Source organism: Faecalibacterium hattorii, assembly GCF_003287455.1.
Taxonomy (GTDB): domain Bacteria; phylum Bacillota; class Clostridia; order Oscillospirales; family Ruminococcaceae; genus Faecalibacterium; species Faecalibacterium hattorii.
Map to the genome: position 1 here is coordinate 104,569 of NZ_PRLC01000002.1, position 25,590 is coordinate 130,158.

The window sequence follows — 25,590 nt, forward strand, 5'->3', positions numbered from 1 at the left end:
TTCGTTTGTCAAATAACAGTCAAATTCATGGAAAGCAAAGCGCCCACCGCTTAAATTTCTTTAAGAAGTGGGCGCTTTTCAGTTAACGATTTTTTGGCCTTGGAAATCAAGCTCTTTCCTTTTTCCGAATTTATCAGGCAGTTTTTTTCACTGCGATACTATTTTCATAAAGTTCATGCGGGGCAATATCTTGTCCTTCCGGCCATTCGATTCCAATTCCGCCGGGCAGCATCTGAACCGTTTTGAAGTAGTTATCATCCTTCAGTTTGCTAAACCACGAACCCATCGCATAGGGTTCCACATCAAACACCTTTATTTCCCCGGTTTCATATGACAGGCGCAGTTTCATTTGAGGAAGCGGTTCCACTTTTACCAGTCTCGGTTGCAGCATTTCCATCCCTCCTTACTTCAGCGGGTCAATGCGAAAAAACTGTTCGCCGTTGGACAACAGTGTCCAGTTCGCAGCCAAGTCATCTTTATGGATTTCCATCCAAGCATCCACAAGCTTCATCTGGGCTTTCGGAAGTTTTCCTTCCAGCACGGTTCCATCCAATGCAATCACGGCTTCCTGCCCCGAATATTCGACATGAATATGCGGCATGTTGTGTTTTCCGCCTATTTCTTTATACATTCGCACAATGATCCCATAAAACATGCACAGCACCGGCATTTTCAAACACCTCCTGCCATTTCTTCCAATTGCATTATACCAAATATCCCTGCAAAAAGAAAGAGCCCGCGTCATTCTTCCCGCCCATCCGGGCGGAAGACATAGCCTTTGCCCCAGACATTTTTCAGGTAGATGGGTTTGGCCGGGTCCGGCTCGATCTTGCTGCGCAGATTGTGGATGTGCACCTGCACCGTGCGCACATCGCCGAGGCTGTCCTTGCCCCAGATCTTCTGGTACAGCTCGTTGGCTGTGAAGAAATTGTTCGGGTACCGGACAAAAAGCGACAGGATGCGGAACTCCATATCCGCCAGATGGATGCTCTGGCCGTCCTTTTCGACACAGTGGCTGTTGGAATCCAGCGTAAAAGCCGCGCAGTGGTAGCCGTTGACGCTGGGTTCGGCGGCATCCATCTGCACCCGGCGGATGTTCGCCATGATGCGGGCCAGCAGGACCTTGTTGTTATAAGGTTTGGTCAGAAAATCGTCGCCGCCCAATTCCAGCGCACGTACCACAGTATCCGTGTCATCAAGGCAGGAAGTAAAGATGATGGGGCAGTGGTGCCAGCTTCGCAGCCGCTGGCATAGGTCCATGCCATTGGTATCCGGCAGCAGGATGTCCATCAGGATCACATCGAAGTTTTCGCGGGCATGGCTCAGCGCCTCGCCGCCCGTCTCGGCACAGACGACCTCAAAATTCTGCCGGCTTTTCAAAAAGTAGCAGGTCGTATCCCGGATCACCGGGTCATCCTCCACCAAAAGCACACGGATCATCCTTTTGCTCTCCCCTTTTTCACGAAAATCTGATATACTGATTTTAGTATACCTTATTTCGCACTCTTTCTCAACCGTTTTGGCTCAACTGGTTCGGGGAAGTTTGCGGCTTTTCGGGAGGACGATCATGACAAGAAAAAAGGTTCTGGTAATGCTGGGGGCCATCGTGTTGGCCGTGGGCATCGCGCTGGCGGGCATCTGGTACAATGCACAGCTGCCGCCGCTGGCCTATCCGGGTGCCCCGGCCCAAGACGCTGAGATCCTGTTCACCACATGGGCCGACCGTTACCCGGCAGAGGGGCAGACTGCGCTCACCCTGCGCACCACATTGCAATGGCTGGCCGTCACGGTCTTCTGCACCCTCGCGGCGGTGGTGCTGGCGCTCTATTATTATAAGCACCAGCGGGAGCTGGGGTATTTCCTGCTCTATCTCGCGGTGCTCATCGCATGGGGCGCGGCGATCATCCTCTCCCCCATCAGCCTTGACCCTGTGGCTGCGGCATTGAAGCGCTGTTTTTTCCCGCTGACCGTGCTGGCCCCCATCCTGCTGAGCTCCGCGCTCACCGGCGTCGCCCCCGTCAGCCGAACCCAAAAGCTGCTGGTGCTGGTATTGACCATGGGCTATTTCCCGATCGCGCTCCACTCCGACGCCCGTGTGCGTGCTGCGGCCCTGTTCGGCGGCATGATCTACTGCATGGGACTGCTCCTTCTTGCTTACGCCAAAGGCTCCGCTTCCGTTTTGCTGCTGCTCTTCCCCTACGCGGTAACCGCCGGGCTGCGGATATGGGTCATCCTGCCGGGGCTGGATCTTCCCTTCTTTTCGGAGAGTATCCAGTTTTATCTGGTGCGCTGCGCCCGCATCTACGACATTCCCTTCACGCTGGGCTGCATGACCTTCGTCTGCCGCCGGTTCGCATTGCAGTTCGACCGCACCGAGCATCTGGCGCGGGAGCTAGATGAGCGGGTGGTCCAGCGCACCCGCGCCCTGACCGAGGAGAGTGAAGCCCGCAAGAGCATGATGCTGAACATCTTCCACGACCTGCGCAGCCCGCTGTTCGCGGTGTCCAGCGGGCTTGACACGCTGGAAGCTGCCCCTGACGCCCTGCCCGCCCTTCTGCCCGCCATGCAGCAGCGGATGAGCTTTCTGCGGCGGCTGACGGAGGACCTGTTCCTCGCCGCTAAGCTGGAGCAGAAGCAGGTGATGCTCAACGAAGACCGCGTCTCCCTCAGCGAGGCTGCTGCGGCCGTCTGTGAGAGCTGCCAAAACGAGGCCGCGAAAAAAGGCGTCACGCTGACGACCCGGTTCGACGCCGAGCTGCCCATCTGGGGCGACGCCATGCGGCTGCAGCAGATCGTCCAGAACCTCGTAACCAACGCCATCCACTACACCCCCGCCGGCGGCACCATCACGGTCCACAGCTTCGCTGCGGAGGGCCGCGCCCTCGTCCTTGTGCAGGACACCGGCTGCGGCATCGCTCCCGAAGACCAAGCCGCCGTCTTTGACCGCTACTTCCACACCACCGCTGACACCAAGCACGATTCCACCGGCCTTGGCCTGACCATCGCGCAGGAGCTGGCCCACCTGCACCACGGCGAGATCACGCTGGAAAGCGAAGTGGGCAAAGGGAGCTGTTTTACCTTGGCGCTGCCCCTGCTGGAAGATTGAGGACACAAAAAATGCTCTGCCACGCAGAAATGGCAGAGCATTTTTTCATACGTAAGTTTATGCCAGCGGGTCCCACAGCTTCATGGGCAGAGGCTCCTGATCCAGCAGGGCGCGCTGGGCATCGCTCAGCAGGCTCTTGCGGACCGTGACCTGATAGACGTTGGCCTTGAACCACTTCTCGCTGCCGATGAAGTAGCCCTTCTGGCCGGAGGCATCGCCCCAGCTGTTCTCGATCTTCCAGCGGTTCGCGGTGCCGTTCTCCTCCAGATTGACGCCGCAGAACATCATGCAGTGGTTCATGGTGCTGTCGCGGGTGAGCAGCCGCTCGGCCTTGGTCATATGGAAGGTCAGGCCGCCCAGCACTTCGCCGTACTGGAAGCAGTCGGGGTCCCAATAGCCGTTGGCACGGTCGCCGTCCGGGTGGCAGTCGCAGCTGAACATGACGCCCTCCCCGGCCTGAAGCTGGCGGATGGTCAGGTCTTCCAGCTCTTCCTGCGACAGGTTGAGCCAGAACATATTGTCCTCCACCACGTCGCCCATGAACGGCTGGCAGTAGGTGCGGTTGATCTCGTGGATGGGCGAAGAGATGATGACGACGTAATCGTCAAAATCGTTGCCCACGTACTTTTCAAGGAAGCTCTTCGGGGTCAGGCCGCGGTCGCAGTGGTAAACTTTGTCGGTATCGGTGTACTCAAAGTCGAAGGTCTTGGGCGGCTGACCGTAGAGGATGCGCAGGGCGTTGTAGATCTCCGCCAGCATCTCCTCGCGGCGGGCGGCGGGGTCCTTGCCCGCGCGGACGAGGGCGCGCAGTTCCAGCGCATCCTCCCGCATCTTGCGGGTCAGGATAGGCAGATACTTGGCCGTGCCGGTGGAGTGGACCGTTTCCGGCATGACCCAAGAGGGCACGACGCCGTACTTTTTAATCAGGCTGATGGCCATATCCCACTGGCCGCCGTCCGGCAGCGGATTGCCCATCAGGGTAAAGGTCTCGCGGTCGTCCAGTTCCTGACCGGCGAAGTGGATGATGTTCTCAAAGAAGAGGTTTGCCTTTTCCAGCTTGTCATAGAAGGCCAGATAGGTGGGCGAGATGGAGAAATCCTCCAGCTTGCACTTCTCGATGACCCGCTGACGCAGGACGTTCAGGGTGGAGAACATCCAGCAGCGGCCGCTCTGCTTCTGGTTGGTGATGTTGTTGGTCTTGACCAGAACGGAGAAGTCCATCTGGAGCTTGGCCGCAGCGGCGGGCACAAAGGCGGCATCCGGCAGGGCGGTGCGGGAGATGGCGTTGGACATCACCTGCAGCCCGGGGCGTGCTTCGTAGCCCTGCTCAAAACGGGCCAGCATTTCAGAGTCAATGGGAGTTACCTTGTTCATTGTTTTCACACTTTCTGTCTTCATTTCAAAAGCGCTGTCAACTTTTCCATGCGGCGAACCGCTTCATCGAGGACGTCCGTTCCTCTTGCAAAGTGCATCCGAATGAGGTGGTTCACCGGCTCCCGGAAGAAGCTGGAACCGGGCACGGCGGCTACGCCGACCTCGCGGATCATCCACTCGCAGAACTGCAAGTCCGTCCAACCCGCAAACTGCGGCAGGGCGAGGAAGTCCGAGATGTCGATCATCACGAAATATGTGCCCTGCGGGACATTGTGCTTCAGGCCGATGCGGTCGAGCCCGGCGAGGAAATGGTCGCGCTTTTCGGTATAAAGCGCACACAAATTCTCGTAGTAACTCTGCGGCATTTCCAGCCCGGCAACGGCAGCTTCCTGCAAGGGAGCCGCCGCGCCCACCGTGAGGAAATCGTGGACCTTGCGAGCCCCTTCGATGACCTCGGCCGGGCCGATGAGGTAGCCCAGACGCCAGCCGGTGATGGAGTAGGTCTTGGAGAGCGAATTGCAGGTGATGGTGTGCTCGAACATACCGGGCAGACTGGCCATGCAGATATGCTCGTTGGGGGCGTAGACGATGTGCTCATACACCTCGTCGGTGACGACAAAGGCATCGTACTTCAGCGCGAGCTTTGCGATGGCCTCCAGCTCATCACGGCGGAAGACCTTGCCGCAGGGGTTCGAGGGGTTGCAGAGGATCAGCGCCTTGGCCCCCTCTGCAAAGCCCTTTTCAATGAGGCTGAGGTCAAACTCATAAGTCGGCGGGACCAGCGGGATATAGATGGGTTCCGCCCCGGAGAGGATGGCATCTGCGCCGTAGTTTTCGTAAAACGGCGAGAAGATCATGACCTTATCACCGGGGTTGCAGATGGTCATCATCGCGGCCATCATGGCCTCGGTGCCGCCGCAGGTGACGCAGACCTCGGTGTTGGGGTCCACTTCATGATGGAGGGCGGGGCTCGTCTTTTTCGCCAGTGCTTCGCGGAAATTCTGGGCGCCGAAGGTCACGGCGTACTGGTGCGGGCCTTTGTAAGCCGTTTGAGCCAGTGTGTCCAGCAGTTCCTTCGGCGGGTCAAAATCCGGGAACCCCTGTGACAAATTGATGGAGTGATATTGGTTGTTGATCCGGGTCATACGGCGGATGACGGAGTCGGTAAACGTGCCGACACGATCGCTTAAAACAGGCATAACTTTCTCCTGTAAACTCTCCCAGTCCGCCTTCGGCGAAAGCCCCCCTCAGAGGGGGCCTTATCACGTGGGCAATGACGGGAAGAGTTACTCCTTAAAGTAAGCATTCTGCACAGCCAGCAGCACACCCGCGCGGCTGGCGGCGAAGTTCAGGCCGCCCTGTAAGTAGCAAGTATAAGGCTCGCGCAGGGGGCCGTCGCAGGAGAGCTCAATGGTGCTGCCCTGTGTAAAGCTGCCGCTGGCCATGATGACTTCATCGGTATAGCCCGGTTCCGGCGAGGGTTCCGGGGCGGCGTAGCTGTCCACGGGGCTGGCCGCCTGAACGCCGCGGCAGAAGCCGATGAGGGCATCGGCGGTGCCCGCGTCGAAGCAGGTCACGATGTCGTTGTGATCCTCGCAGTAGCGCGGGATGGGCTTTTTCCCCACCAGCTCCAGCAGACACTGGGCGTAGATGGCGGTCTTGATGGCCTCACAGACGACGCCGGGCGCATAGTAAAAGCCCAGATACATGTCGCGCGGGGTGTCCAGTGTACAGCCCAGATCCTTGCCGAGGCCGGGGGCGTTCAGCCGGTAGGCGCACAGCTCCACGAGGTCGCGGCGGCCCGCGATGTAGCCGCCGGTGGGGGCGATGCCGCCGCCGGGGTTCTTGATGAGGCTGCCGACCACGAGGTCGGCCCCTGCCTGACAGGGTTCCTCCGTCTGGGTGAACTCGCCGTAGCAGTTATCCACGAAGATGATGATCTCCGGGTTGGCGGCGCGGGCGGTATCGGCGATCTTTCGGATGGTGGCGAGGTCAAAGGCATTCCGCTGCAGATAGCCGCGGCTGCGCTGGATGTGGCAGACCTTGGCCCCCGGTGCCTTCTGAGCGATCCGGTCGTAATCCGGGGTGAAGTCGGCCTTGAGGGGGGCTTCGTCGTACTTGACGCCGTAGTCCATCAGGGTGCCGGTGCCCTTGCCCTTGCCGTCCAACCCGATGACGCCTTCCAGCGTATCGTAGGGGCGGCCGGTGGCAGCCAGCAGGGTGTCCCCTGCCCGCAGCAGACCGAACAGCGCCACGGCCAGCGTATGCGTGCCGCTCTGGAACTGGCTGCGGACGAGGGCGTCCTCCGCCCCCATCACCTCGGCAAAGATCTGCTCCAGCTTGGCGCGGCCGGTATCCCACAGGCCGTAGCCGGTGGTGCCCAGCATATCGGTGGAGGACATCTGGGTATCCGCAAAGGCTTTCAGCATCTTGAGCTGGTTGTAATCGCGGATCTCTTCCATGTGTCTGAAGTAGGGCTGGCAGAGTTCCATGGCTTTTTCATCGAGGGCCAGCACTTCGGGTTTGAAATCAAAAAAGTGGCTTAACATTGACATATCGAATCCTTAGGTTTTCGTTTTATTTTTTACGTAGAGTATGTACTCTTTTGCTTGCCAAAAGAGTACCAGAAAAGCACCGCTTTTTCGAGGCGCGGGCACGAATCAGGGGCTGCTCGCCCCTAATAACCCCAAAGCAGTTGGCTTCACCAGAAAATCGGGCGGTGCGCCAGTCGGCGCAAACGCTTTTCCGATTTTCTGATTCAGCCGATTTTAATTTTCTGTTTGCTCATACCGTGCATATTCTCCGAGTTTCTCGAAGCCGAGGCGGGTATAAAAGTGCACACGCTCCGGGCTGCACAGGAAGACGGGCTGCAAGCCCTCGGCGGAAAGCTCGTTCGCCAATTGGACGATGAGCCGCCCGCCGATGCCTTTGCCGCGCAGTTCCTCTGCCGTCTGCCCACAGGCCATGTAGGCCTGCCCGTTCGCAATGGCATAGGCTCCCACGGTGCAAGCGATCTCTTCCCCCTGCATCAGGGCCCAGACGCGGGCTTTTCCCCGGCTGCGCTTGGAGCACAGCTCGGAGTAGAAATCATCCCGCCGGGCGGGGCGGTCCGGGAAAAGCTCCTCCGCCACCGGGTACGCCGACGGCTCCCGTTCCAAGCGCAGGGAGGCCCAGAGCGTTTCGTCCGCATGGGGCTGCGGCAGCTGCCGCCCCGGTGTGAGGCCGAAGATGCTGTGGGTTCTCGCACGGGTCCACCCGGCGGGCGGGGCGGCCTCGGCTTCGTCGAGGATGACGGCCCGGCACCCGCAAAAGCGGAGAAATCCAGCCAGCTCTTCGGGGTTTGCATGGCCCGCCATCCAAGCGGTGCTGCCGCCGATATCCAGCGCCAGCGTCGGCCCGGCAAAGAAGCGGCCCGGCTGGCTTTTGCCGAACAGTTCCAGCGCCAGCGGCAGGGTCGCCCCCATGCAGAGCTTGCCTCGGCAGACGTTGTAAAAGCGCCGCCGTTCCTTCTGTGTCGTGACCTGTTTGATCATTTCAGCGCGTTGACGATGCTCTTGAACTCGCGGCCACGCACCTCAAAGTTGGGGTAAAGGTCGAAGGAAGCGCTGGCCGGGGACAGGATGATGATATCCCCCGGCTGTGCGGCGGCGCGGGCCAACTCCACGGCGTGCTGCATATTGTCAGCATGCTGGATGGCAAGGCCGGATGCGGCAAAGTCCGGGTGCTCACGGACAGCCTTCTCGATGCGGGGGCCGGTGGCACCCATCAGCACGAGGTTCTTGACGTGAGCGATGACCTCCGGGGCCAGCGGCTCATAGGGGATGTGCTTATCGTAACCGCCCGCAATGAGGATCACCTTCTGGTCAAAGCTGCGCAGACCGGCGATGGTGCGGGTTGGGCTGGTGCCGATGGAGTCGTTGTAGTAGGTCACGCCGTCCAGCACACGGACCGGCTCGATGCGGTGCTCGACGCCGGTGAAGGTGCTGCCGACCTTCTGGATGACCTCAACGGGCACTTCACCCCAGACGGCGGCGGCAGCGGCCAGCAGGTTTTCGATGTTGTGCAGACCGCGCAGCTTGACGTCCTTCTGAGCGAGGAAGGGGGTCACCACGCCGTCCTCGGCCATGCAGAGCATCCCGTCTTCCCGCAGGAAGGCACCGTTGTCGGTGTCGTGCAGACGGGTGAACCAGACCTGCTTGCCCTTGCAGTCGGGCACCATGCCGCGGGTGATGTCGTTCTCAAAGCCCAGCACTTCGCGGCAGGGCGGCACCTGATGGAGCAGGATGTTCCGCTTGGCGTCGATGTACTCCTGCATATCCTTGTGGTGGTCGAGGTGGTTGGGGGTCACGTTGGTGACGACCGCGATCTTCGGGCTCTTGTGCATGCTGATGAGCTGGAAGCTGGACAGCTCCACCACAGCCACATCCTCTGGAGCCACGTCCGGCAGCATGGGCAGCAGCGCTGCGCCGATGTTGCCGCCGAGGTGCACTTTGCGGCCCGCCGCCTCATAGAACTTGGAGATCAGGGTGGTGGTGGTGGTCTTGCCATCGGAGCCGGTCACGCCCACGATCTCACAGGGGCAGTAGTCGAAGAAGAGTTCGACTTCGCTGGTGACCATGGTGCCCGCCGCAATGGCATCCTGCAGCGGCTTCTGATAATACTCGAAGCCGGGGGTGCGCAGGATGATGTCCTGCCCCTTGAAGCCGTCCATGTAGTGCTCGCCAAGGCTCAGGTCGATGCCCAGACGGCGGATGGTATCGGCATAGTCGCCGAAGTCCTCCACGCTGTTCTTCTTATCGCAGAGGGTGACCTGTGCGCCCAGACCCACGAACTCTTCGATCAAGGTCTTGTGGCTGACGCCCGCACCGATGAATGCGACTTTCTTGCCCTTGACCAGCTCTGCAAGCTGCTGCTGTTCTTTCTGCATAAAAACAGAACCTCCTCTATAAAGTGTTTCTGTAAAACTTCTTGCCGTTCCCCATTCTACACCATTTCCGCGCAATACGCAACGCCAAACCCGCTCGGTGCACGATTTGCACCGAAAGGTCATCGAAATTCACAAAAAAATAATTGTCTTTTTCGACGCTTTCCGGTATACTGGACGTATCCATCAAATTCTGCAAGGAGCGCATGTTTTTTGAAGCACCCATTCCGCTTGACCGCCGCGTTTCTGACGGTCCTTCTGCTGCTTGCCCTGACCGGCTGCGGTTCGGGTTCCAACAGCTTCACATGGTTCGTGGATACCATCCCCGCGAACCTCGACCCGCAGGTGGCGTCCACGGCGTCGGACGTCATCGCCTGTGAAAATTTATACAGCGGCCTTGTCCGAAAGGACCCGGACGGCGAAATCGAGCCTGCCCTCTGCGAGCGGTGGGAACGATCCGCCGACGGCAGGACTTACACCTTTTATCTGAAGGACGGCCTGACCTACACCGCCGCCAAGGGCACCGCCGCCGAGTACGCCATCACCGCCGAAGACTTCGTCTTCGCGTTCCGGCGGATGTTCCGGGCCGACACCAATTCCCCCTACGCGGTGGAGTTCTCGGCCCTTGAGAACAGCGCCGAAGTGCTGGCCGGGCAGATGCCGGAAAGCGCGCTGGGGGTCTCCGCCAGCGGCCCGCTGACGCTGGTGTTCCGCCTGAACAGTGCGGACGAGAACTTTCTCTCCAAGCTGACGCTGCCCGGTGCCATGCCCTGCGATGAGGAGTTCTTCAACTCCACCCGCGGCACCTACGGTCTGACCGCCAAGACCACCCTTTCCAGCGGGCCCTTCTACCTTTACAACTGGACGTCCAGCGGCCTGTTCTTGCGGCGGGAACCCTCCGGCACCCTCATCGACAGCCTCCGTCTGGTTCAGAACACCAACAACGCCGACCAGTCCGCCGTCGAGCTCGTCAACGGGGAAAAGTGCTCTGCCGCGCTGGATGACACCGGCAGCACCACCTCCCTGTCCTCCATCTCCTACTCCGACACGACGTGGGCGCTGCTCTTCAACTGCAGCACCCTCTTCTCCTCCACCGAGCTGCGGCAGTCGCTGGCCGGGGTAGCGCGGGAGGCCGCCGTGGTTCCCTCCACCGGACTCTTCGCCGCAGCGGACGGTCTCATCCCGGACGGACTGAACGTGGACGGCATGAACTACCGCAGCACCGTCGGCAATGTCTCCCCCGCTGCCGTGGATGTCAGAGCCCTCTACCTTTCTGCGCGGCAGGGCATGGCGAACTCCGACTTCAACAAAGTCACCCTGATGATCCCCGCCGGGTCCGGCCTGACCGAAGCCGCCGAGACCATCAACGGCGCATGGCAGAAGGAACTTTCCCTCTTCTTCTCCATTGAGGAGGTGGACGAGGAGACCTTCCAGAAGCGCCTTTCCGAGGGCGATTACACCATCGCGCTGGCCCCCATCAGCGCCGAAAGCGACAGCGTGTACAGTATGCTGGCCCAGTTCACCACGGCGGGCGGGAATTTGACCGGCTACGCCAATGCCCTTTACGCCACCCAGCTGGAGGCCAGCACCCACGCCACCGGCGCGGCCCGCTGCCGGCTGCTGGGCGAGTGTGAGCGCCAGCTGCTGAGCGATTGCGTGGCCGTTCCCCTCTTCTCCCAGCAAAAGCGGCTGCTGGTGGCCTCCGGCATCAAGGGCCTCATCTTCGACCCCTTTGGCCCGGTGCTGGACCTGACCTACACCACCAAAGAATAAGGAAAACGCAAGACCCTCTGTGCTGCGGCACAGAGGGTCTTGTTCTGCCTATTTCTTGATGCCGAACAACCGGCGCAGGATCCCGCGCAGACACTTCGGGCTTTTGATGACGACCACCTGCATCCTCTTCCCGCCTTTCGTTCTGTGATACCACAGTATAAGCGGTTGGAGCACAGAATGTGCAGCCGGTTTGGCTGTCAGGTCGTCAGAATGGGCGTATCGGCCACGGTCTCCACCACAACGAGGGTTCCCTTCCGGGTCGAGACGGTGATACAGTCCGAGCCTTCGGCGTACTCATTGCTGACGCCCAGCGGGTAGCCCGCCGTGAGGGCCGCATCGGTCAGCTCGTAGTAGGAGCCGCCTTCGCAGACGCCCTCGGCCCTGCCCTCCATGGGGAAGACGGAAAAGTAGAAAAATTCCTCTTTCGGGTAACGGCGTTCCTCACCGGGGCGGACGAAGGTGATGCGGCTGCGCTCGTTCTGGAGGGTGACGCGGACGCCCCGCTCTTCCAGCCCAAGGCCGGTGCAGAGGTTCGACAGCGTGTGCTCCAGCCGTTTGCCGCCCAGCGCCCCCAGCAGCAGTACCTCGGAAAAACCCTTTTCCGAAGCGAGCTTCGCCGCATATTCGGTATCGGTATCGTCCTTGACGTGGGGCAGGATGATGACATCATCCTCCTGCGCCGGGCAGGGCGCGGTATCGAAGTCGCCGACGATGATGTTCGGCTTGCAGCCCAGCGGCTCGCAGTTGCGGTAGCCCGCATCGCACGCAATGATGAAGTCCTCGGGGCGGAGCAGACGTTTCAGCTCCGGCGAGACCGGGCACGCGGAAAGGATCACACAGCGTGACATAAGAACTCCTTTATTCTTGGCTCCCCTGCTAGGGGAACTCCGCAAGGCGCTGGCGCTGCCAGACCCAGCGGTGAGAGGTTAAACTTTGGGGCGCTGCCAGTCCTTGACGTCCTTGACTTCCTCATACATGGCGCAGTAGCTGTCGTACCGGGTCTGAGAGAGCTTGCCCTCGGCCAGCGCGGCACGGACGGCACAGCCCTTCTCCGACCGGTGAGAGCAGCCCGTGAACTGACACTCGCCGAGATAAGGCCCGAACTCCGGGAAGACATGCTCCAGATTCTCCTTGGGGATGAACCCGGCGCGGTTGGCCTCCAAGCTGGCGAAGCCGGGGGTGTCGGCGATGCGCCCGCCAAACGCCTCGAAGATGGTCACTTCGCGGGTGGTGTGGCGGCCGCGGCCAAGCTTCTGGCTGATGGCGCTGGTCTCCCGCTCGGCCTCCGGCAGCAGCGCGTTCAACAGCGTGGACTTGCCCACGCCGGAGTTGCCGCAGAAGGCGCAGAGCCGCCCATCGATCCACTGTTTCACCTCGTCCAGCCCCTCGCCGGTATCGTAGTGGATGGCGATGAAGGGCAGGGTCGATCTTTCGTAAGCGCTGCGGAGGAACTCCGCCTCGCCGAGGTCGGCCTTGGTGCAGACGATGACCGGCTGCACCCCTTTATCCACCGCAATGGCGGACAGCTTATCCAGCACCAAGGTGCTGGGGGTAGGCTGGGTGGTGCTGGCCACAAGGAAGAGCACATCGAGGTTCGCCATCGGCGGGCGGACGAAGACATTTTTGCGGGGTGCGATCTCGGCGATGACGGAGGCACCGTTCTCGGTCTCCACCGTCACCTCGTCGCCCGCCACGGGGGCGATCTTCTGTTTGCGGAAGATGCCGCGCGGCTTGCACTCGACGATGCCTTCTTCGGTCTTGACGTAATAGAAGCCGCCGATGCCTTTTACAATATAGCCTTTCATCTGCTCCTCCGTTACGACAGCAGCGAGGTCCACCAGTCGGTCAGGGGCGAGCTGCCGGTGCTGGAACTCCCGCTGGAAGACGAACCGCCGACGAGGCCGCTCCACCAATCGCCGGAGCTGCTGGCGGAATCGCTGCTCTCCGCCGAGGATGCCGGTTCCTCCGGGACTTCCGGTTCGGGTTCGGGGCCTGCGCTGACGGTGACGCTGACGCGGCTGTTGACCTTGACGGTAGAGCCCGCTGCGGGGTTCTGCCCAATGATGGTACCGGCGGGCTTGTCGCTGTACTGCTCGGTGGTGCTGCCGAGGCCCAGCTTATTCTGCACCAGCAGGGTGCGGGCGTCGTTCACGCTGGAAAGGCCCACCAGCGACGGCACCTTGGCCGTGGTGCTGACCTGCGGGCGGCTGACGTAGACCACGACCGTGGAGCCCGCCGCCACCTGACTGCCCGCGGCGGGGTCGGTGCGAATGACTGAGCCGGAGGCCACGGTGGGTTCCACCGCCTGTGTGACCAGCACCGAGACGCCGAGGTTCTTGAGCTGCTGCTCCGCATCGGCCTGCAGGTAGTTGGTCACATCCGGCACGGTAACGGACTGGATGCCGAGGCTGACGGTCAGGGTCACGCTCTGGCCCTCACGGACGGTGCGGCCCGCCACCGGCGACTGCTTGTAGACGTAACCGGCAGCGTAATCGTTGCTGTAGGACTGCTCCCAGTTCACGGTGATCTGGCCGGAGGAGACCTGCGGCTGGGCGTTCACCTCGTCCTGCGTCATGCCGCTGTAATCGGCCAGCACGACGTCGGCCTTCTCGCTCATCAGGGTGCTGGAGTCGTTGAGGATGGCCCAGCACAGGGCCAGACAGGCCAGCGCAAAGGCCACCGTGATGCCGAACAGCACCGGCAGGAAGACGGTGCGCTTCTTTTTGCCCTTGCGGGCTTTTTTCGGTTCCGGAGCATCTTTTTGGGTTTTCATGGGGCGTTCCACCACCTTTTCAGGAATTTCGTCGGGGAGATAGGTGTAATTGAACACGATGGCTGGGTTTTCGACGTAGGCATTCAGGGCGTTCAGCATCTCGGCAGCGCTGGCGTAACGGTTGTCCGGGCGCTTTGCCATGGCCCGCTCGGTGATCTCCACAAGGCCGTGGGGCACATTGGGGGCCAGCTCCTGCAAGCTCTGGGGCTTGTCCGAGATCTGCTTGATGGCCACTTCCACCACATCGTCCGCATCAAAGGGCAGATGCCCCGAAAGCATCTCGTACATCATGACACCGACCGAGTAGATGTCGCTGGTGAAGTCGGTCTCGTCGCCCTTGGCCTGTTCGGGGCTGATATAATGGACGCTGCCCATGGCTTTGCCGCCGGTGAGCTGGTTCTCGGCGCGGGAAATGCGCGCGATGCCGAAATCCATCATCCGAAGCTGGCCGTTGTCCAGCAGCATGATGTTCTGGGGCTTGATGTCCCGGTGCACCACGCCGTTGCGGTGGGCGTGATCCAGCGCTTTCAGGATCTGGGAGATGAAGTGCACCGTCTCCCGGCTGGTCAGCTTGCCGCCGCGCTCGTTCAGATACTCCCGCAGGGTCATACCGTCCACATATTCCATGACGATATACTGTAAATTCTCACTCACCGAGACATCGTACACCTTGACGATGTTGGGGTGGTTGAGCAGCGAGATGGCCTTGGATTCATTCTTGAAGCGGCGGACGAGGTCGGGGTCGTGCATAAGCTCCTGCCGCAGCACCTTGACGGCCACAACCGTGCCCTCCGGCACCGGGCCGCCGGGCCCTACCACCGCCTTGTAGACATTGGCCATGCCGCCGGTGCCGATCAGCTCCCGGACGGTGTACAGGCCATCGAGGGTCTTGCCGATCAGATTATCCATGCTCCACCTCCGTCGGCTCCACGGCCAGCAGCAGGGCAGTGATGTTGTCCGAACCGCCGTTCGCGTTGGCCGCTTCGATCAGCCGGTCGGGCGTGTCGTAGAAGGGCCCCTGCACAAGGAGCTTTTCCATCTGATCCACCGGGACCATGTTGGTCAGCCCGTCGGTGCACAGCAGCAGGACATCCCCCTTCTGGAGCTTTTCGGAGGTGAACTCCGGCTCCAAGCGGTAATCCACGCCCAGCGCCTTGGTGATGATGTTCTTTTGGGGGTGGTGCTCGGCCTCTTCCACCGTGATGGTGCCGCAGTCCACCAGCTCCTGCACATAGGAGTGGTCATGGGTGAGCTGGGTAAGCTTCCCCGCCCGGAAGAGGTAGGCGCGGGAGTCGCCCGCATGGCAGAGGTAGACCGTGCCGCCCCGCACCAGTGCGCAGACCGCCGTGGTGCCCATCCCGGCCAGCGATTCCTCGTGGGAAGCTTTCTGGAACACAAAGCGGTTGGCGTAGATGAGGGCCTTTTTCAGAAAAGCTTCCTCCTGCCCCGCCCCGCACTGGGCGTACTGCTCCTGAAAGACGTTCTCAATGACGTTGCACGCCCCCTGCGAGGCTTCGCGGCCGCCTCTTGCGCCGCCCATACCGTCACAGACCAGCGCCCATACCGCCCCGCCGGGCAGTTCCCCGGCCCGGTAATCGTCCTGATTTTCCTGACGGACGCGGCCGACATCCGTTTTTCCTGCAAGTTTCATAGGCTTCTCCTTCTGTCAGGCTTTGCCGTTCATCTCGTCGCGGCGCAACTGGCCGCAGGCGGCGCTGATCTCGCTGCCCAGACGGCGGCGGACCGTCGCGTTGACGCCGAGGCTCTCCAGCTTCTGCTGGAACCGGCGGACGTTGGCGGCATCGGTGGCGGAGTAGGGGCTCCCGTCCACCGGGTTGATGGGGATGAGGTTCACATGCGCCCCCATGCCCCGGATGAGGTTTGCCAGCTGCTTTGCACAGGCATCGGAATCATTGACGCCGCGCACCATCGAATATTCGAAGCTGACCCGGCGGCCCGTAGTGTCCTGATAACGGCGGACCGTCTCCATGAGCTGCTCCACGGGGTAGGCATCGTTGACGGGCATCATCCCGCTGCGGATCTCGTTGTTGGGTGCGTGGAGGGAGACGGAAAGGGTAAGCTGCAGCTTCTTCTCGGCCAATTGGTCGATCTTGGGGACCAGACCGCAGGTGGAAAGGCTGATGTTCCGCATCCCGATATTGACGCCTTCGGGCGAGGTGATGTTTTCGAGGAAGCGCATGACCTCGTCGAAATTATCCAGCGGCTCGCCGATGCCCATCAGAACGATATGCGAGATGCGCTCGCCGATATCCTTCTGGGCGGTATAAATTTCCGAACAGATCTCGCCCGCCTCCAAGTTGCGGACGCGGCCCGCCTGCGTAGAGGCGCAGAACCGGCAGCCCATCCGGCAGCCCACCTGCGTGGAGACGCAGACCGTGTTGCCGTAGTGGTAGCGCATAACGACCGTTTCGATGCAGTTGCCGTCGGCCATCCGCAGCAGATACTTCACGGTGCCGTCCTTGGCCTCCTGACGCCGCTCGATCTGCGGGGCGGCAATATAAAAGTGTTCCTCCAGCTTGGCCAGCAGGGTCTTGGGCTGGTCGGTCATGGCGGAAAACTCCGTGACCAGCTTCTGATGGACCCAGTGGAAGATCTGCTTTGCCCGGAAGCCGGGCTGACCCAGCGCCTTGAGCTCTGCAGAAAGCTCGGCCAGCGTCAGGGAGGAAATACAGCGTTTTTGTTCCATGGTGTTCTCCTATTGATACGATTCGGGCGGCGTTTTCATTGCGCTTTCTGCATCGCGCAGAGGAAAAAGCCGTCCATACCAGTGCGGGTAGGCACCGAAAGGGCCCCGTGCTCCCCCACCGTCATCCCTGCCGGGAAGGGCACCTCCGGCGTGACGACTGAGAATTCCGGATGGCGGGCAAGGAACGCCGCCACTTGATCCTCGTTCTCAGCCGGGTCGATGGTGCAGGTGGAGTAGACCAGCCGTCCGCCGGCTTTCAGCAGCGAAGCCGCTGTGTCCAGAATGGCCGACTGGGTGGCCAATAATTCATCGTGGCGGTCTTTCGGCAGAGTTTTGTAACGGATATCCGGCTTTTTTGCCAGAATGCCGAGGCCGCTGCAGGGGGCATCCACCAAGATGCGGTCCGCTGCGGGAAGCTTCGGATTCGGCCTCGTCGCGTCGTTGCAAAGGGCTTCGACGTTTGCAAAGCCCATCCGCTCCACCGCCGTCCGAATCAGCCGGACGCGGTTTTCCGCCGCGTCGCAGCTGATGAGTCTGCCGGTACCCTGCATCTCCTCGGCCAGCAGGATGGTCTTGCCGCCGGGAGCCGCGCAGAGGTCCAGCACCGTTTCGCCGGGCTTTGCCTCCACGCAGAGGGCGGCCAGCTGGCTGGCCTGACCTTCCACGTGGTAGCACCCCGCCCGGAACAGGTCGTTGTCGGCGGGGCTGCCCTCGAATTTTGCGAGGACGCTGCCCCGCACGACGCCCGGCTGGGCTGCAGCGCCCAGCGCGTTCAGCTTTTCGCAGAGGGTGGGCACATCGGCCTTGAGGGGGTTCGCCCGGAGGCTCGTTCTGCCGCCGTCTGCCGCGTAGGTCAGGATGCCCAGCGCTTCGTCCGGGTAGCGGCTGCGGAGAAACTCCGCTACGTCCTGCCCTGCCGAACCCAGCACCATGAGCCGTTCGGTCTCATTTTGGAACCGGGCCTTGCTCAGGTCGTAGACACACGCGCGGCGCAGCACCGCATTGACCAGCCCCGACGCGCTGGATTTTTTGAAGGCGCGGGTCAGCTTGACGGCCTCGTTGACCGCCGCCGACACCGGCACCTGCATATAGCGGGCCTGTGCCAGCGCCGAACGCAGGATCTCCCGGACCGGCGCATCCAGCTTGGCAAGGCCCTTGGGCAGGAACTGTGCTAGGATATAGTCCAGCGTGCCCCGGTGTTCCAGCACGGTGTAAAAGATCGCGCTGGCAAAAGCTTTGTCGCGGCCTTCCAGCTTCTGCCGCTTGAGCTCGGCATCCAGAACGAGGTTTGAGAACCCGTCCTGCTCCTGCCGCACCAGCGCCGAAACTGCCGCCGCGCGGGGGTTCGGCCCGCTCACAGGGTATCCCCCGCTTTGAGCCGCAGACCCGCTGCGAACGAGGTGCCGTCCATGGGTTTTTTGCCTTCCGGCACCACATGCAGCAGTTGGATGGCCCCATCCGCGCACGCCACGGTCAGGGGCTTGGTGGCCAGCACAGTGCCGGGGGCTTCCCCGTTGGAAGCCACAGCGCGGCACTCCGTCACCTTGACCTTCTTGCCGCCCGTCGTGAACCATGCCATCGGCCACGGATTCATGCCCCGCACCCAGTTGTGGATGTGGGCGGCGCTGTCGGTCAGGTGGAACTCAGCCAGCTCCTTATCGAGCATAGGCGCGAGGGTGGCGTTTGCGTGATCCTGCGGCTGGGGCTTCAGGGTCCCTGCCGCGATCTGGGGAATGGTCTCGCACAGAACGCGGGCACCGGCAGCCGTCACCCGGTCAAACAGCTCACCGCTGGTCTCTTCTGGGTCGATGGCCATCTTCTCGCAGACGAGGACATCTCCGGTGTCCAGCCCTTCGTCCATCTGCATGATGGAGACGCCGGTCTCGGCATCGCCGTTTAGCACGGCCCACTGCACCGGGGCGCTGCCGCGGTACTTGGGCAGCAGTGAGACGTGGAGGTTGATGCAGCCGTACTTGGGTGCTTCCAGCACCGATCTCGGCAGAATGCAGCCATAGGCCACCACCACGATCAGTTCCGGCGCAAGGGCCTGAATGTTGGCGTCCTCGCTGCCGTCCCGCAGGGTGCGGGGCTGGAAGACCGGGGTGCCGTGCTCCAAAGCCACTTCCTTCACCGGCGGCGCGGTGAGCACCTGCTTGCGGCCCACCGGCTTATCCCGGCGGGTATACACGCCGCAGATCTCATGCCCGGCGGCATAGAGGGCTTTCAGGCACTCGGCAGCGATATCCGGGGTCCCCATGAACAAAATGCGCATTACTTGTTTCCTTTCGCTTCGCGGGCAGCCTTCTTGCCCTCCTCGGTGTCCTCATAGAAATACTCGCTGGACTGCATGATGGTGATGCCATCCAGATGGTCATTCTCGTGCTGGATGCAGCGGGCCAGCAGACCTTCGGCCTCCAGCTCGAACCAGTTGCCGTTGCGATCCTGTGCGCGGACCTTGACGGCCTCCGGGCGGGTCACAGCGCCGTTGTGGCCGGGGAAGGACAGGCAACCCTCGTAGGCGGTCTCCTCCTCCTCGGACACTGCGAGGATCTCCGGGTTCACGAAGTCGATGAACTTGTACTCGTAATCTTCGGGGATCTCCTCTGGAGCGTCGGTGGTGTCCCACACGACAAACAGGCGGCGGAGCATGCCCACCTGCGGGCCGGCCAGACCCACGCCGTCGGCGTCGATCATCGTCTCGCGCATATCGTCCAGCAGGGTAGCCAGACGGTCGTCAAAGTTGGTCACGGGGCGGCAGACCTTGTTCAGGATGGGGTCGCCCTCTTTTACAATGTTACGGATAGCCATTATGGTACCTCCCAAATCAGTTGTTGTGGTATATCAGATATCTCCGTCCGAGTGCAGATCGACAACGACGGTGGCCTTACCGGGCAGTTTTTCCTGCTCATAGAGGCCGAGGGTCTCCCGCATCAGGTCGCGGAAGCGGCGGTCGTTGCGGCACTTGACGGTGAGCTTATAGCGATAGGCTTCGTTGATCTTTTCGATGTTGCCGGGGGTGGGGCCGAGAACGCGGAGGGGCAGGTCCGGCTGCTTGGCCGCCTGCTGCCCCAGCAAGGCGGCGAACCGGGCGGCGGCGCGGGCCACCTCGATCTCCTTCGGGCCCGCAAACCCCACGACGCACAGCCCGCAGAAGGGCGGGTAAAGCCCCAGCTTCCGGTAGGCGATCTCCTGCTCGAAGAAAGCGTCGTAGTCCTGCGCGGCGGCAAGGTTCAACACCGGGTTGTTGGGGTCGGTGGTCTGGATGATGGCAAAACCGGGATCCTTGGCCCGGCCGCTCCGGCCCACCACCTGCGTCACAAGGCTGAACACGGTCTCGTAGGCGCGGAATCCCTGCGCAAACAGGAGCGAATCGATGCCGAGGACGCCCACAAGGGTCACATCCTCAAAATCCAGCCCCTTGGCGACCATCTGGGTGCCCACCATGATGTCGTATTCGTGGCGGGCAAACTTTGCCAGCAGCTTTTCGTGGGCATCCTTGGCGGCAGTGGAGTCCTGATCCATCCGCAGGATGCGGGCTTCCGGGAAGAGCTTGGCCAGCTCCTCCTCGGCCTTCTGGGTGCCGAACCCGCGGTATTGCAGTTTTCCGCCGCAGGTGGGGCACTTCTGGGGCGGCGGGTCCATCTGGCTGCCGCAGTAATGGCAGAGCAGCTTGTGGGCCGACTTATGGTAGACCATCGGAACGCTGCACTTTTGGCACTTGAGTACCTCGCGGCAGTCTTCGCACTGGGCGATGGTCTGGTAGCCCCGGCGGTTGAGCAGCAGGATGGTCTGCTTCCCTGCATCCAGATTGCGGCGGATGGCGTCTTCCAGCGCGAGACTGATCTCCCGCGGGTTGCCGGAAGCCAGTTCCGCCCGCATATCCACGATCTCCACATGGGGCAGCGGGTTGCCGCCGTACCGCTGGGTCAGCCGCACGAGCTGGGTGCGGCCATGCTGGGCGGCAAAATAGCTCTCGGTGCTGGGGGTCGCGCTGGCCAGCAGCAGCAGGGCTCCGTTCTCCGCCGCGCGCTGCCGGGCGACCTCGTGGGCCGAGTAGCGGGGCGCGGATTCAGAGCGGTAGGTGTGCTCCTGCTCCTCGTCGATGATGACGAGGCCGATGTTTTCCAGCGGCGAGAAGATCGCGCTGCGGGTGCCCACCACGATATCGGCACCGCCGTCTTGGATCATCTGCCACTGCAAAAGCCGCTCGGTATGGTTGAGGGCTGAATGCTGCACGGCCACCCGCTTGCCGAACCGGCTCTTCAGCCGCAGGATCATCTGGGGCGTCAGGCTGATCTCCGGCACCAGCACCAGTGCCCGCCTGCCCAGCTGCAAGCACCGCTCGATGAGCTTCAAGAACACCAGCGTTTTGCCGCTGCCGGTCACGCCGTAGAGCAGGGCCCCATGGGGGGCGGCATCTTCGAGATGAGGCAGCAGTGCCTCATAGGCCGCTTGCTGCTCCGCCGTCAGCCGGATCGGCTCGTTTTTCAGCGGGATGCTCGAATACAGGTCGATGGATTTGTTCACCTTGCTGCATTCCAGCACGCCCTTGGCGCAAAGGTTATCGAGCACGGCCCGGCTGATTCCCTTTTCTTCCAGTTCCGTCTGGGTCCGCTCTCCCCCGCCCAGCAGCGCCACGGCGGCCAATTGCTTTGCCGTCGGCTTGGGCTTGGCCGGGAGGGTGCCCGCCAGCTTATAAGAATTTTCGGTGTGGCGGGTGAGCTGCTTCTGGAGTACCGGCGTCACCCCATCGGCCGCGACGGCGGGCTTGTACTGCGCCCCATATGGGATGACCGCCTTGACGGCCTCGTAGTAGGTGCAGAAGGTCCGCTCCTTCAAAAAATGCACCAGCCGCAGCAGCTCCGGCGTCAGACAGGCGGAGGCGGGGGCCACATCGAAGAGGAACTTCAGCTTGGAGCTTTCCGGCTCTTCGTCACAGGCCAGCACCACGCCCATCCGGGCGCGGCTCCCCCGCCCGAAGGGCACCAGCACCATGCTGCCCAGACGGACGGCATTCTGCTGGTCGGGCATGACCGCGTAGGTGTACAGTTTATCGAAGTGGAAGGTCGCATTGCTCACGGCGACCCCGACCGTTTTTGGCATTCAGGCAGTTCCTCCAGATGGTTCAGTGTGCGAGGCCCGCGCGCTGGCAGATGACCTGATACAGCTCGTCGGCACAGGCCTCCACCTCATTGTTGACCAGTTTCAGGGTGAAGTTGTCCTGCTCGGCCAGCTCGTTCTGGGCGGTGGCAAGGCGCTCGCGGATGCTTTCCTCGGTCTCGGTGCCGCGGCCCCGCAGACGGCGCTCCAGCTCCTCCACCGACGGCGGCAGCAGGAAGACCGTGGTTGCGCCGGGGAACATCCGGCGGATGTTGGCGGCTCCATGGACGTCGATGACGAGGACGACCAGCTTGCCCGCCGCCAAGCGCTTGTTCACTTCTTCCTTCAGGGTGCCGTAGTAGTTGCCGTTGTAGAAGTTATACTCCACCACCTCGTCGTTGGCGATGAGCTGCTGGAACTGCTCGGTGGTGCGGTAGTAGTAGTCGATGCCCTCCTGCTCGCCGGGGCGGGGTGCGCGGGTGGTGGCGGAGACGGTCTTCTCGATCTCCGGGTGGGCGGTGCGCAGCGCTTTGACCACGCTGTCCTTTCCGGTACCGGCGGCACCGGATACCACAAACAGATACTTTTCGTTTTCCATATTACTTTTGCTCCTCCTCTGAACCTTTGCCCTCGGCCTGACCGGCGGCGCGGCTGGCCACCGTTTCGGGCTGAAGGGCAGATAGAACGACATGGTCGGAGTCCATGATGAGCACGGCGCGTGTGCTGCGCCCATAGGAAGCGTCGATCAGCATCCCGCGCTCGCGGGCTTCCTTGACCAGACGCTTGACCGGCGCGGAGTCCGGGCTGACGACTGCCACCACGCGCCCCGCGCTGACCAGATTGCCAAAGCCGATGTTGATGAGCTTCATGTCTGCCTCCGATCCGAATGTGTCAAACGGTCACTCAAGGTTCTGGATCTGCTCGCGGATCTTCTCGATCTCCGCCTTCATATCCACCACCACGCGGGTGATGTCAAGGTCTTGGCACTTGGAACCGATGGTATTGGTCTCGCGGTTCAGTTCCTGCGTCAGGAAGTCCAGCTTGCGGCCCACCGGCTCGTCCAGCTCCAGAATCGAACGATACTGCGCAATGTGGCTGCGCAGACGAACGGTCTCCTCGTCCACAGCGGTCTTGTCGCCGAAGATGGCAGCCTCGGTCAGGACACGGGCATCGTCGATGTTCCGGTCCTCCAGAATAACCTTGAGCTTTTCGTACAGGCGGTTGGTGTAAGCCTCCACCCGGCCCGCGCTCAGGGCCTCCACCTTACCCACGCACTCTTCAAGGAAGCACAGGCGGCTTTCGACGTCGGCCTTCATCTTGGCACCCTCCGCCGCGCGCATCTGCACGAACTTTTCCAGTGCCTGTGCGGTGACGGCGGAGACGTCCTCCCACAGCTTTTCCTCGTCCACATCCGCGTGGCGGGTGGCGAGGACGTCCGGGAAGCGGGCGATCAGGCTGGCGGTGGTGTCGTTCTTGATGCACAGCTCCTCGGACAGATCCCGCAGGGCCTGCTGGTAGCTGCGGGCCAACTCCTTGTTCACGGTGACGACCGTATCGGCGGCGTCCACGTTCTGCACGGTCAGGCTCAGTTCTACCTTGCCGCGGGTGATCTGCTCGTTCAGCTGCTTTTTCAGGCGGCTGTCCATGTAGCTGCAGGTCCGGGGCATCCGGGACGAATACTCGAAGTACCGGGAGTTGACGCTGCGCAGCTCCACCGTGATCTCACGGCCATTGCGCACCGCAGTGCCCCGGCCAAAACCGGTCATACTCAAAATCATGGTCAATTTCCTCTTCTGACAAAGGTTTTTTGCGGACAAATTTCAGTATATGTATCCGCCTTTGGGCACACCCGCCCATGTTACGATACATATGTTATCATTTTACTCTGATAGCCCCGTTTTTGCAAGCAATGCGGCGAAAAAATCAGCTTTTGCCCCGAAAAAGTCACACATCCGACACAATGCAAAAGGCCCCCCGCAAAACTGCGAGGGGCCGAGGGTGCTCTAATTAGACAATGTGGGACTTGTTGGCGTAATCTGCATGATCTGCATCCACGCCCTGCTTCTTAGCGTTGCGCTTTTCGAAGAACTTGGGTGCGACCTGCGGGAACATGGCGTAGGTCAGCACGTCCTCTTCCTGCGTTGCCCACTTGGCGGCTTCTGCCTTCAGCTTGTCCATCTCAGGAGCAAGGGTATCCGCAAAGCGGCAGGTGATGGGCTGCTCGTCGCCGAGGATCTTCTTGGTGAACTCCGGCTTGATGGGAGCGGGGGTCTTGCCGTAATCGCCGTGGACCAGACCCTTGAACTCCTTGGTGACCATCTTGTAGCGCTCGCCGAGGATGACGTTGAAGACAGCCTGCGTGCCAACGATCTGGCTGGTGGGGGTGACCAGCGGAGGATAACCGGCATCCTCACGGACACGGGGGATCTCAGCCAGCACTTCGTCCAGCTTGTCCTCCTTGCCGGCGTCCTTCAGCTGCTTGAGCATGTTGGAGAACATGCCGCCCGGCACCTGATACAGCAGGGTGTTGGCATCGACGCCCAGAGACTTGGGGCTGATCTGGCCGTTGGCGATGTACTTCTCGCGCAGCTTTGCAAAGTATGCGCGGACGACATTCAGCTGCTTCAGATCCAGACCAGTATCGTAATCGGTGCCCTGCAGGGCAGCGACGAGGCTCTCGGTGGCCATGTGGCTGGTACCGCCGCTCAGGGGGCTCATAGCGGTATCAACGATGTCGGCACCGGCCTCGATGCCCTTCAGCAGGGACATGGATGCCAGACCGGCGGTGTAGTGGCTGTGGATATCCACAGGGATGGACAGGGTGTTCTTCAGCTCCTTGACCAGATCGTAGCAGGTGTACGGAGTCAGCAGACCCGCCATATCCTTGATGCAGATGGAGTTTGCGCCCATCTCCTCAAGGGTCTTGGCGTACTTGACATAGTACTCGTTGTTGTGGACCGGGCTCAGGGTGTAGCTGATGCAACCCTGAACGTGTGCGCCTTCCTTGTTGGCAGCCTTGATGGCAGTCTGCAGGTTGCGCGGGTCGTTCAGTGCGTCGAAAATACGGATGACGTCGATGCCGTTGGCAACGGACTTCTGAACGAAGTACTCGACGGCGTCATCTGCGTAGGGGCGGTAGCCCAGCATGTTCTGGCCGCGGAACAGCATCTGCAGCTTCTGGTGGGGCAGCTCCTTGCGCAGGATGCGCAGACGCTCCCACGGATCCTCGTCGAGGAAGCGGATGCAGCTATCAAAGGTAGCGCCGCCCCAGCACTCGACAGAGAAGTAGGGGATCTTATCCATTTCGGGCAGGATGGGACGCATCTCATCCATCGTCATGCGGGTAGCCAGCAGAGACTGGTGTGCATCACGCAGGACGACTTCCGTGATCTTGATCGGCTTTTTCGCCATGGTTGTCACCTCTCCCTTCGTTCTCAGTTCATGGAGACCAGAACGTCACCGGAGTTGACGGTGTCGCCCTTGTGGACATTGACGGAAGCAACGGTGCCGTCCTGCGGGGCGACGATCTCGTTCTCCATCTTCATGGCCTCCAGAATGACCAGAACGTCACCGGCCTTCACGGATGCGCCGGCAGCGACCTTGACATCCAGAATGTTGCCGGGCATGGGAGCCTTGACACTGACGGCACCGGCAGCACCGGCGGGAGCAGCAGCCTTAGGAGCGGCAGCAGGAGCAGCCGGAGCCTTGGGAGCAGCGGGAGCAGCAGCAACAGGAGCTGCACCGGCGGCGGTCTCCTCAACGGAGACGCTGTAAGCAACGCCATTGACGGTAATATTGTAGTACTTCATGGAAGAATCCTCCTGAACAAAATC

The 25,590-nt window shown here is 61.4% G+C and carries 24 protein-coding genes and 1 pseudogene; 2 read left to right on the top strand and 23 right to left on the bottom strand.

Annotation, left to right across the window (positions count from 1 at the left end; genetic code table 11):
- Positions 1 to 133: 133 nt before the first annotated feature.
- The 3 genes from C4N23_RS01930 to C4N23_RS01940 all read right to left on the bottom strand — a co-directional run bounded on the left by C4N23_RS01930 (position 134) and on the right by C4N23_RS01940 (position 1,440).
- The gene (locus C4N23_RS01930) at positions 134 to 391 is read right to left on the bottom strand and encodes a DUF2442 domain-containing protein (protein ID WP_055187867.1); all 258 of its coding nucleotides are present in this window, start codon (positions 389 to 391) and stop codon (positions 134 to 136) included.
- A 12-nt stretch (positions 392 to 403) separates the two neighbouring features.
- On the bottom strand, positions 404 to 670 hold the full coding sequence (locus C4N23_RS01935) for a DUF4160 domain-containing protein (RefSeq protein WP_097838768.1): 267 nt from the start codon (positions 668 to 670) through the stop codon (positions 404 to 406).
- Positions 671 to 741: 71 nt separating this feature from the next.
- On the bottom strand, positions 742 to 1,440 hold the full coding sequence (locus C4N23_RS01940; RefSeq protein WP_097838769.1) for a response regulator transcription factor: 699 nt from the start codon (positions 1,438 to 1,440) through the stop codon (positions 742 to 744).
- Between the two features lie 127 nt (positions 1,441 to 1,567).
- Here C4N23_RS01940 and C4N23_RS01945 point away from each other — a divergent pair, with 127 nt between their 5' ends.
- Positions 1,568 to 3,106, top strand: a complete 1,539-nt coding sequence (locus C4N23_RS01945; RefSeq protein ID WP_112143667.1) for a sensor histidine kinase — start codon at positions 1,568 to 1,570, stop codon at positions 3,104 to 3,106.
- A gap of 57 nt (positions 3,107 to 3,163) precedes the next feature.
- On the opposite strand, the gene C4N23_RS01950 is transcribed toward C4N23_RS01945, so the two are convergent.
- From C4N23_RS01950 to murD, 5 genes are all read right to left on the bottom strand, one after another.
- Positions 3,164 to 4,480 (bottom strand): C1 family peptidase, encoded by a 1,317-nt coding sequence (locus tag C4N23_RS01950; protein ID WP_181567057.1) that lies wholly within the window; start codon positions 4,478 to 4,480, stop codon positions 3,164 to 3,166.
- Positions 4,481 to 4,500: 20 nt separating this feature from the next.
- Positions 4,501 to 5,679 carry a pyridoxal phosphate-dependent aminotransferase gene (locus C4N23_RS01955; protein ID WP_112143671.1) on the bottom strand — a complete coding sequence of 393 codons (1,179 nt, stop codon included), beginning with the start codon at positions 5,677 to 5,679 and terminating at the stop codon, positions 4,501 to 4,503.
- A gap of 87 nt (positions 5,680 to 5,766) precedes the next feature.
- Positions 5,767 to 7,029, bottom strand: coding sequence for a methionine gamma-lyase family protein (locus tag C4N23_RS01960; protein ID WP_112143673.1), 1,263 nt, complete (start codon positions 7,027 to 7,029; stop codon positions 5,767 to 5,769).
- A gap of 219 nt (positions 7,030 to 7,248) precedes the next feature.
- Complete coding sequence (locus C4N23_RS01965; RefSeq protein WP_112143675.1) at positions 7,249 to 8,013, bottom strand: GNAT family N-acetyltransferase; 765 nt, start codon at positions 8,011 to 8,013, stop codon at positions 7,249 to 7,251.
- Positions 8,010 to 9,407: a UDP-N-acetylmuramoyl-L-alanine--D-glutamate ligase gene (murD, locus tag C4N23_RS01970; protein WP_112143677.1), complete on the bottom strand. Its 1,398-nt coding sequence runs from the start codon at positions 9,405 to 9,407 to the stop codon at positions 8,010 to 8,012. The genes C4N23_RS01965 and murD overlap by 4 nt, the downstream gene beginning before the upstream one ends.
- Positions 9,408 to 9,617: 210 nt before the next feature.
- Between murD and C4N23_RS01975 the strand changes: the two genes are divergently transcribed.
- Positions 9,618 to 11,177 carry a peptide ABC transporter substrate-binding protein gene (locus tag C4N23_RS01975; protein WP_112143679.1) on the top strand — a complete coding sequence of 520 codons (1,560 nt, stop codon included), beginning with the start codon at positions 9,618 to 9,620 and terminating at the stop codon, positions 11,175 to 11,177.
- A gap of 197 nt (positions 11,178 to 11,374) precedes the next feature.
- Here C4N23_RS01975 and C4N23_RS01980 read toward each other — a convergent pair whose 3' ends face one another.
- The 15 genes and pseudogenes from C4N23_RS01980 to C4N23_RS02045 form a co-directional block, all read right to left on the bottom strand.
- Positions 11,375 to 12,025 (bottom strand): thiamine diphosphokinase, encoded by a 651-nt coding sequence (locus C4N23_RS01980; RefSeq protein WP_112143681.1) that lies wholly within the window; start codon positions 12,023 to 12,025, stop codon positions 11,375 to 11,377.
- 78 nt (positions 12,026 to 12,103) lie between these two features.
- Complete coding sequence (gene rsgA / locus C4N23_RS01985) at positions 12,104 to 12,982, bottom strand: ribosome small subunit-dependent GTPase A (RefSeq protein ID WP_055187848.1); 879 nt, start codon at positions 12,980 to 12,982, stop codon at positions 12,104 to 12,106.
- A gap of 11 nt (positions 12,983 to 12,993) precedes the next feature.
- Positions 12,994 to 14,859, bottom strand: coding sequence for a Stk1 family PASTA domain-containing Ser/Thr kinase (pknB, locus tag C4N23_RS01990; protein WP_055187846.1), 1,866 nt, complete (start codon positions 14,857 to 14,859; stop codon positions 12,994 to 12,996).
- Positions 14,852 to 15,601 carry a Stp1/IreP family PP2C-type Ser/Thr phosphatase gene (locus C4N23_RS01995; RefSeq protein ID WP_112143683.1) on the bottom strand — a complete coding sequence of 250 codons (750 nt, stop codon included), beginning with the start codon at positions 15,599 to 15,601 and terminating at the stop codon, positions 14,852 to 14,854. The genes pknB and C4N23_RS01995 overlap by 8 nt, the downstream gene beginning before the upstream one ends.
- 15 nt (positions 15,602 to 15,616) lie before the next feature.
- Positions 15,617 to 16,657, bottom strand: coding sequence for a dual-specificity RNA methyltransferase RlmN (rlmN, locus tag C4N23_RS02000; protein ID WP_055187843.1), 1,041 nt, complete (start codon positions 16,655 to 16,657; stop codon positions 15,617 to 15,619).
- Between the two features lie 35 nt (positions 16,658 to 16,692).
- Positions 16,693 to 18,015, bottom strand: coding sequence for a 16S rRNA (cytosine(967)-C(5))-methyltransferase RsmB (gene rsmB / locus C4N23_RS02005; protein WP_112143685.1), 1,323 nt, complete (start codon positions 18,013 to 18,015; stop codon positions 16,693 to 16,695).
- Positions 18,012 to 18,929: a methionyl-tRNA formyltransferase gene (gene fmt, locus C4N23_RS02010; RefSeq protein ID WP_112143687.1), complete on the bottom strand. Its 918-nt coding sequence runs from the start codon at positions 18,927 to 18,929 to the stop codon at positions 18,012 to 18,014. The genes rsmB and fmt overlap by 4 nt, the downstream gene beginning before the upstream one ends.
- The gene (def, locus tag C4N23_RS02015; protein WP_055187838.1) at positions 18,929 to 19,465 is read right to left on the bottom strand and encodes a peptide deformylase; all 537 of its coding nucleotides are present in this window, start codon (positions 19,463 to 19,465) and stop codon (positions 18,929 to 18,931) included. Before def ends, fmt begins: the two co-directional genes overlap by 1 nt.
- 33 nt (positions 19,466 to 19,498) lie before the next feature.
- Positions 19,499 to 21,295, bottom strand: a complete 1,797-nt coding sequence (priA, locus tag C4N23_RS02020; protein ID WP_425349569.1) for a replication restart helicase PriA — start codon at positions 21,293 to 21,295, stop codon at positions 19,499 to 19,501.
- A gap of 207 nt (positions 21,296 to 21,502) precedes the next feature.
- Positions 21,503 to 21,760: pseudogene (locus C4N23_RS14430) on the bottom strand (primosomal protein N' family DNA-binding protein); the annotation flags it as partial.
- 22 nt (positions 21,761 to 21,782) lie between these two features.
- Positions 21,783 to 22,355 (bottom strand): guanylate kinase, encoded by a 573-nt coding sequence (gene gmk, locus C4N23_RS02025; protein ID WP_055187834.1) that lies wholly within the window; start codon positions 22,353 to 22,355, stop codon positions 21,783 to 21,785.
- A gap of 1 nt (position 22,356) precedes the next feature.
- Positions 22,357 to 22,626 (bottom strand): DUF370 domain-containing protein, encoded by a 270-nt coding sequence (locus tag C4N23_RS02030; RefSeq protein ID WP_055187832.1) that lies wholly within the window; start codon positions 22,624 to 22,626, stop codon positions 22,357 to 22,359.
- A gap of 30 nt (positions 22,627 to 22,656) precedes the next feature.
- Complete coding sequence (locus C4N23_RS02035; protein ID WP_112143691.1) at positions 22,657 to 23,535, bottom strand: YicC/YloC family endoribonuclease; 879 nt, start codon at positions 23,533 to 23,535, stop codon at positions 22,657 to 22,659.
- A gap of 229 nt (positions 23,536 to 23,764) precedes the next feature.
- Complete coding sequence (locus C4N23_RS02040; protein WP_055187828.1) at positions 23,765 to 25,168, bottom strand: oxaloacetate decarboxylase subunit alpha; 1,404 nt, start codon at positions 25,166 to 25,168, stop codon at positions 23,765 to 23,767.
- A gap of 23 nt (positions 25,169 to 25,191) precedes the next feature.
- On the bottom strand, positions 25,192 to 25,566 hold the full coding sequence (locus C4N23_RS02045; protein WP_055187826.1) for a biotin/lipoyl-containing protein: 375 nt from the start codon (positions 25,564 to 25,566) through the stop codon (positions 25,192 to 25,194).
- Positions 25,567 to 25,590 lie beyond the last annotated feature (24 nt).

Bases quoted from the DNA above. Each gene is read 5' to 3' on its own strand.
- C4N23_RS01950 (WP_181567057.1), bottom strand. From the start codon at position 4,480: ATGAACAAGGTAACTCCCATTGACTCTGAAATGCTGGCCCGTTTTGAG.
- C4N23_RS02045 (WP_055187826.1), bottom strand. From the start codon at position 25,566: ATGAAGTACTACAATATTACCGTCAATGGCGTTGCTTACAGCGTCTCC.
- C4N23_RS02030 (WP_055187832.1), bottom strand. From the start codon at position 22,626: ATGAAGCTCATCAACATCGGCTTTGGCAATCTGGTCAGCGCGGGGCGC.
- C4N23_RS01960 (WP_112143673.1), bottom strand. From the start codon at position 7,029: ATGTTAAGCCACTTTTTTGATTTCAAACCCGAAGTGCTGGCCCTCGAT.
- C4N23_RS01955 (WP_112143671.1), bottom strand. From the start codon at position 5,679: ATGCCTGTTTTAAGCGATCGTGTCGGCACGTTTACCGACTCCGTCATC.
- C4N23_RS02035 (WP_112143691.1), bottom strand. From the start codon at position 23,535: ATGATTTTGAGTATGACCGGTTTTGGCCGGGGCACTGCGGTGCGCAAT.
- def (WP_055187838.1), bottom strand. From the start codon at position 19,465: ATGGCTATCCGTAACATTGTAAAAGAGGGCGACCCCATCCTGAACAAG.
- C4N23_RS01945 (WP_112143667.1), top strand. From the start codon at position 1,568: ATGACAAGAAAAAAGGTTCTGGTAATGCTGGGGGCCATCGTGTTGGCC.
- fmt (WP_112143687.1), bottom strand. From the start codon at position 18,929: ATGCGCATTTTGTTCATGGGGACCCCGGATATCGCTGCCGAGTGCCTG.
- C4N23_RS01965 (WP_112143675.1), bottom strand. From the start codon at position 8,013: ATGATCAAACAGGTCACGACACAGAAGGAACGGCGGCGCTTTTACAAC.
- pknB (WP_055187846.1), bottom strand. From the start codon at position 14,859: ATGGATAATCTGATCGGCAAGACCCTCGATGGCCTGTACACCGTCCGG.
- C4N23_RS01935 (WP_097838768.1), bottom strand. From the start codon at position 670: ATGCCGGTGCTGTGCATGTTTTATGGGATCATTGTGCGAATGTATAAA.
- gmk (WP_055187834.1), bottom strand. From the start codon at position 22,355: ATGGAAAACGAAAAGTATCTGTTTGTGGTATCCGGTGCCGCCGGTACC.
- rlmN (WP_055187843.1), bottom strand. From the start codon at position 16,657: ATGGAACAAAAACGCTGTATTTCCTCCCTGACGCTGGCCGAGCTTTCT.
- murD (WP_112143677.1), bottom strand. From the start codon at position 9,407: ATGCAGAAAGAACAGCAGCAGCTTGCAGAGCTGGTCAAGGGCAAGAAA.
- rsgA (WP_055187848.1), bottom strand. From the start codon at position 12,982: ATGAAAGGCTATATTGTAAAAGGCATCGGCGGCTTCTATTACGTCAAG.
- C4N23_RS02040 (WP_055187828.1), bottom strand. From the start codon at position 25,168: ATGGCGAAAAAGCCGATCAAGATCACGGAAGTCGTCCTGCGTGATGCA.
- C4N23_RS01995 (WP_112143683.1), bottom strand. From the start codon at position 15,601: ATGAAACTTGCAGGAAAAACGGATGTCGGCCGCGTCCGTCAGGAAAAT.
- C4N23_RS01930 (WP_055187867.1), bottom strand. From the start codon at position 391: ATGCTGCAACCGAGACTGGTAAAAGTGGAACCGCTTCCTCAAATGAAA.
- C4N23_RS01980 (WP_112143681.1), bottom strand. From the start codon at position 12,025: ATGTCACGCTGTGTGATCCTTTCCGCGTGCCCGGTCTCGCCGGAGCTG.
- C4N23_RS01940 (WP_097838769.1), bottom strand. From the start codon at position 1,440: ATGATCCGTGTGCTTTTGGTGGAGGATGACCCGGTGATCCGGGATACG.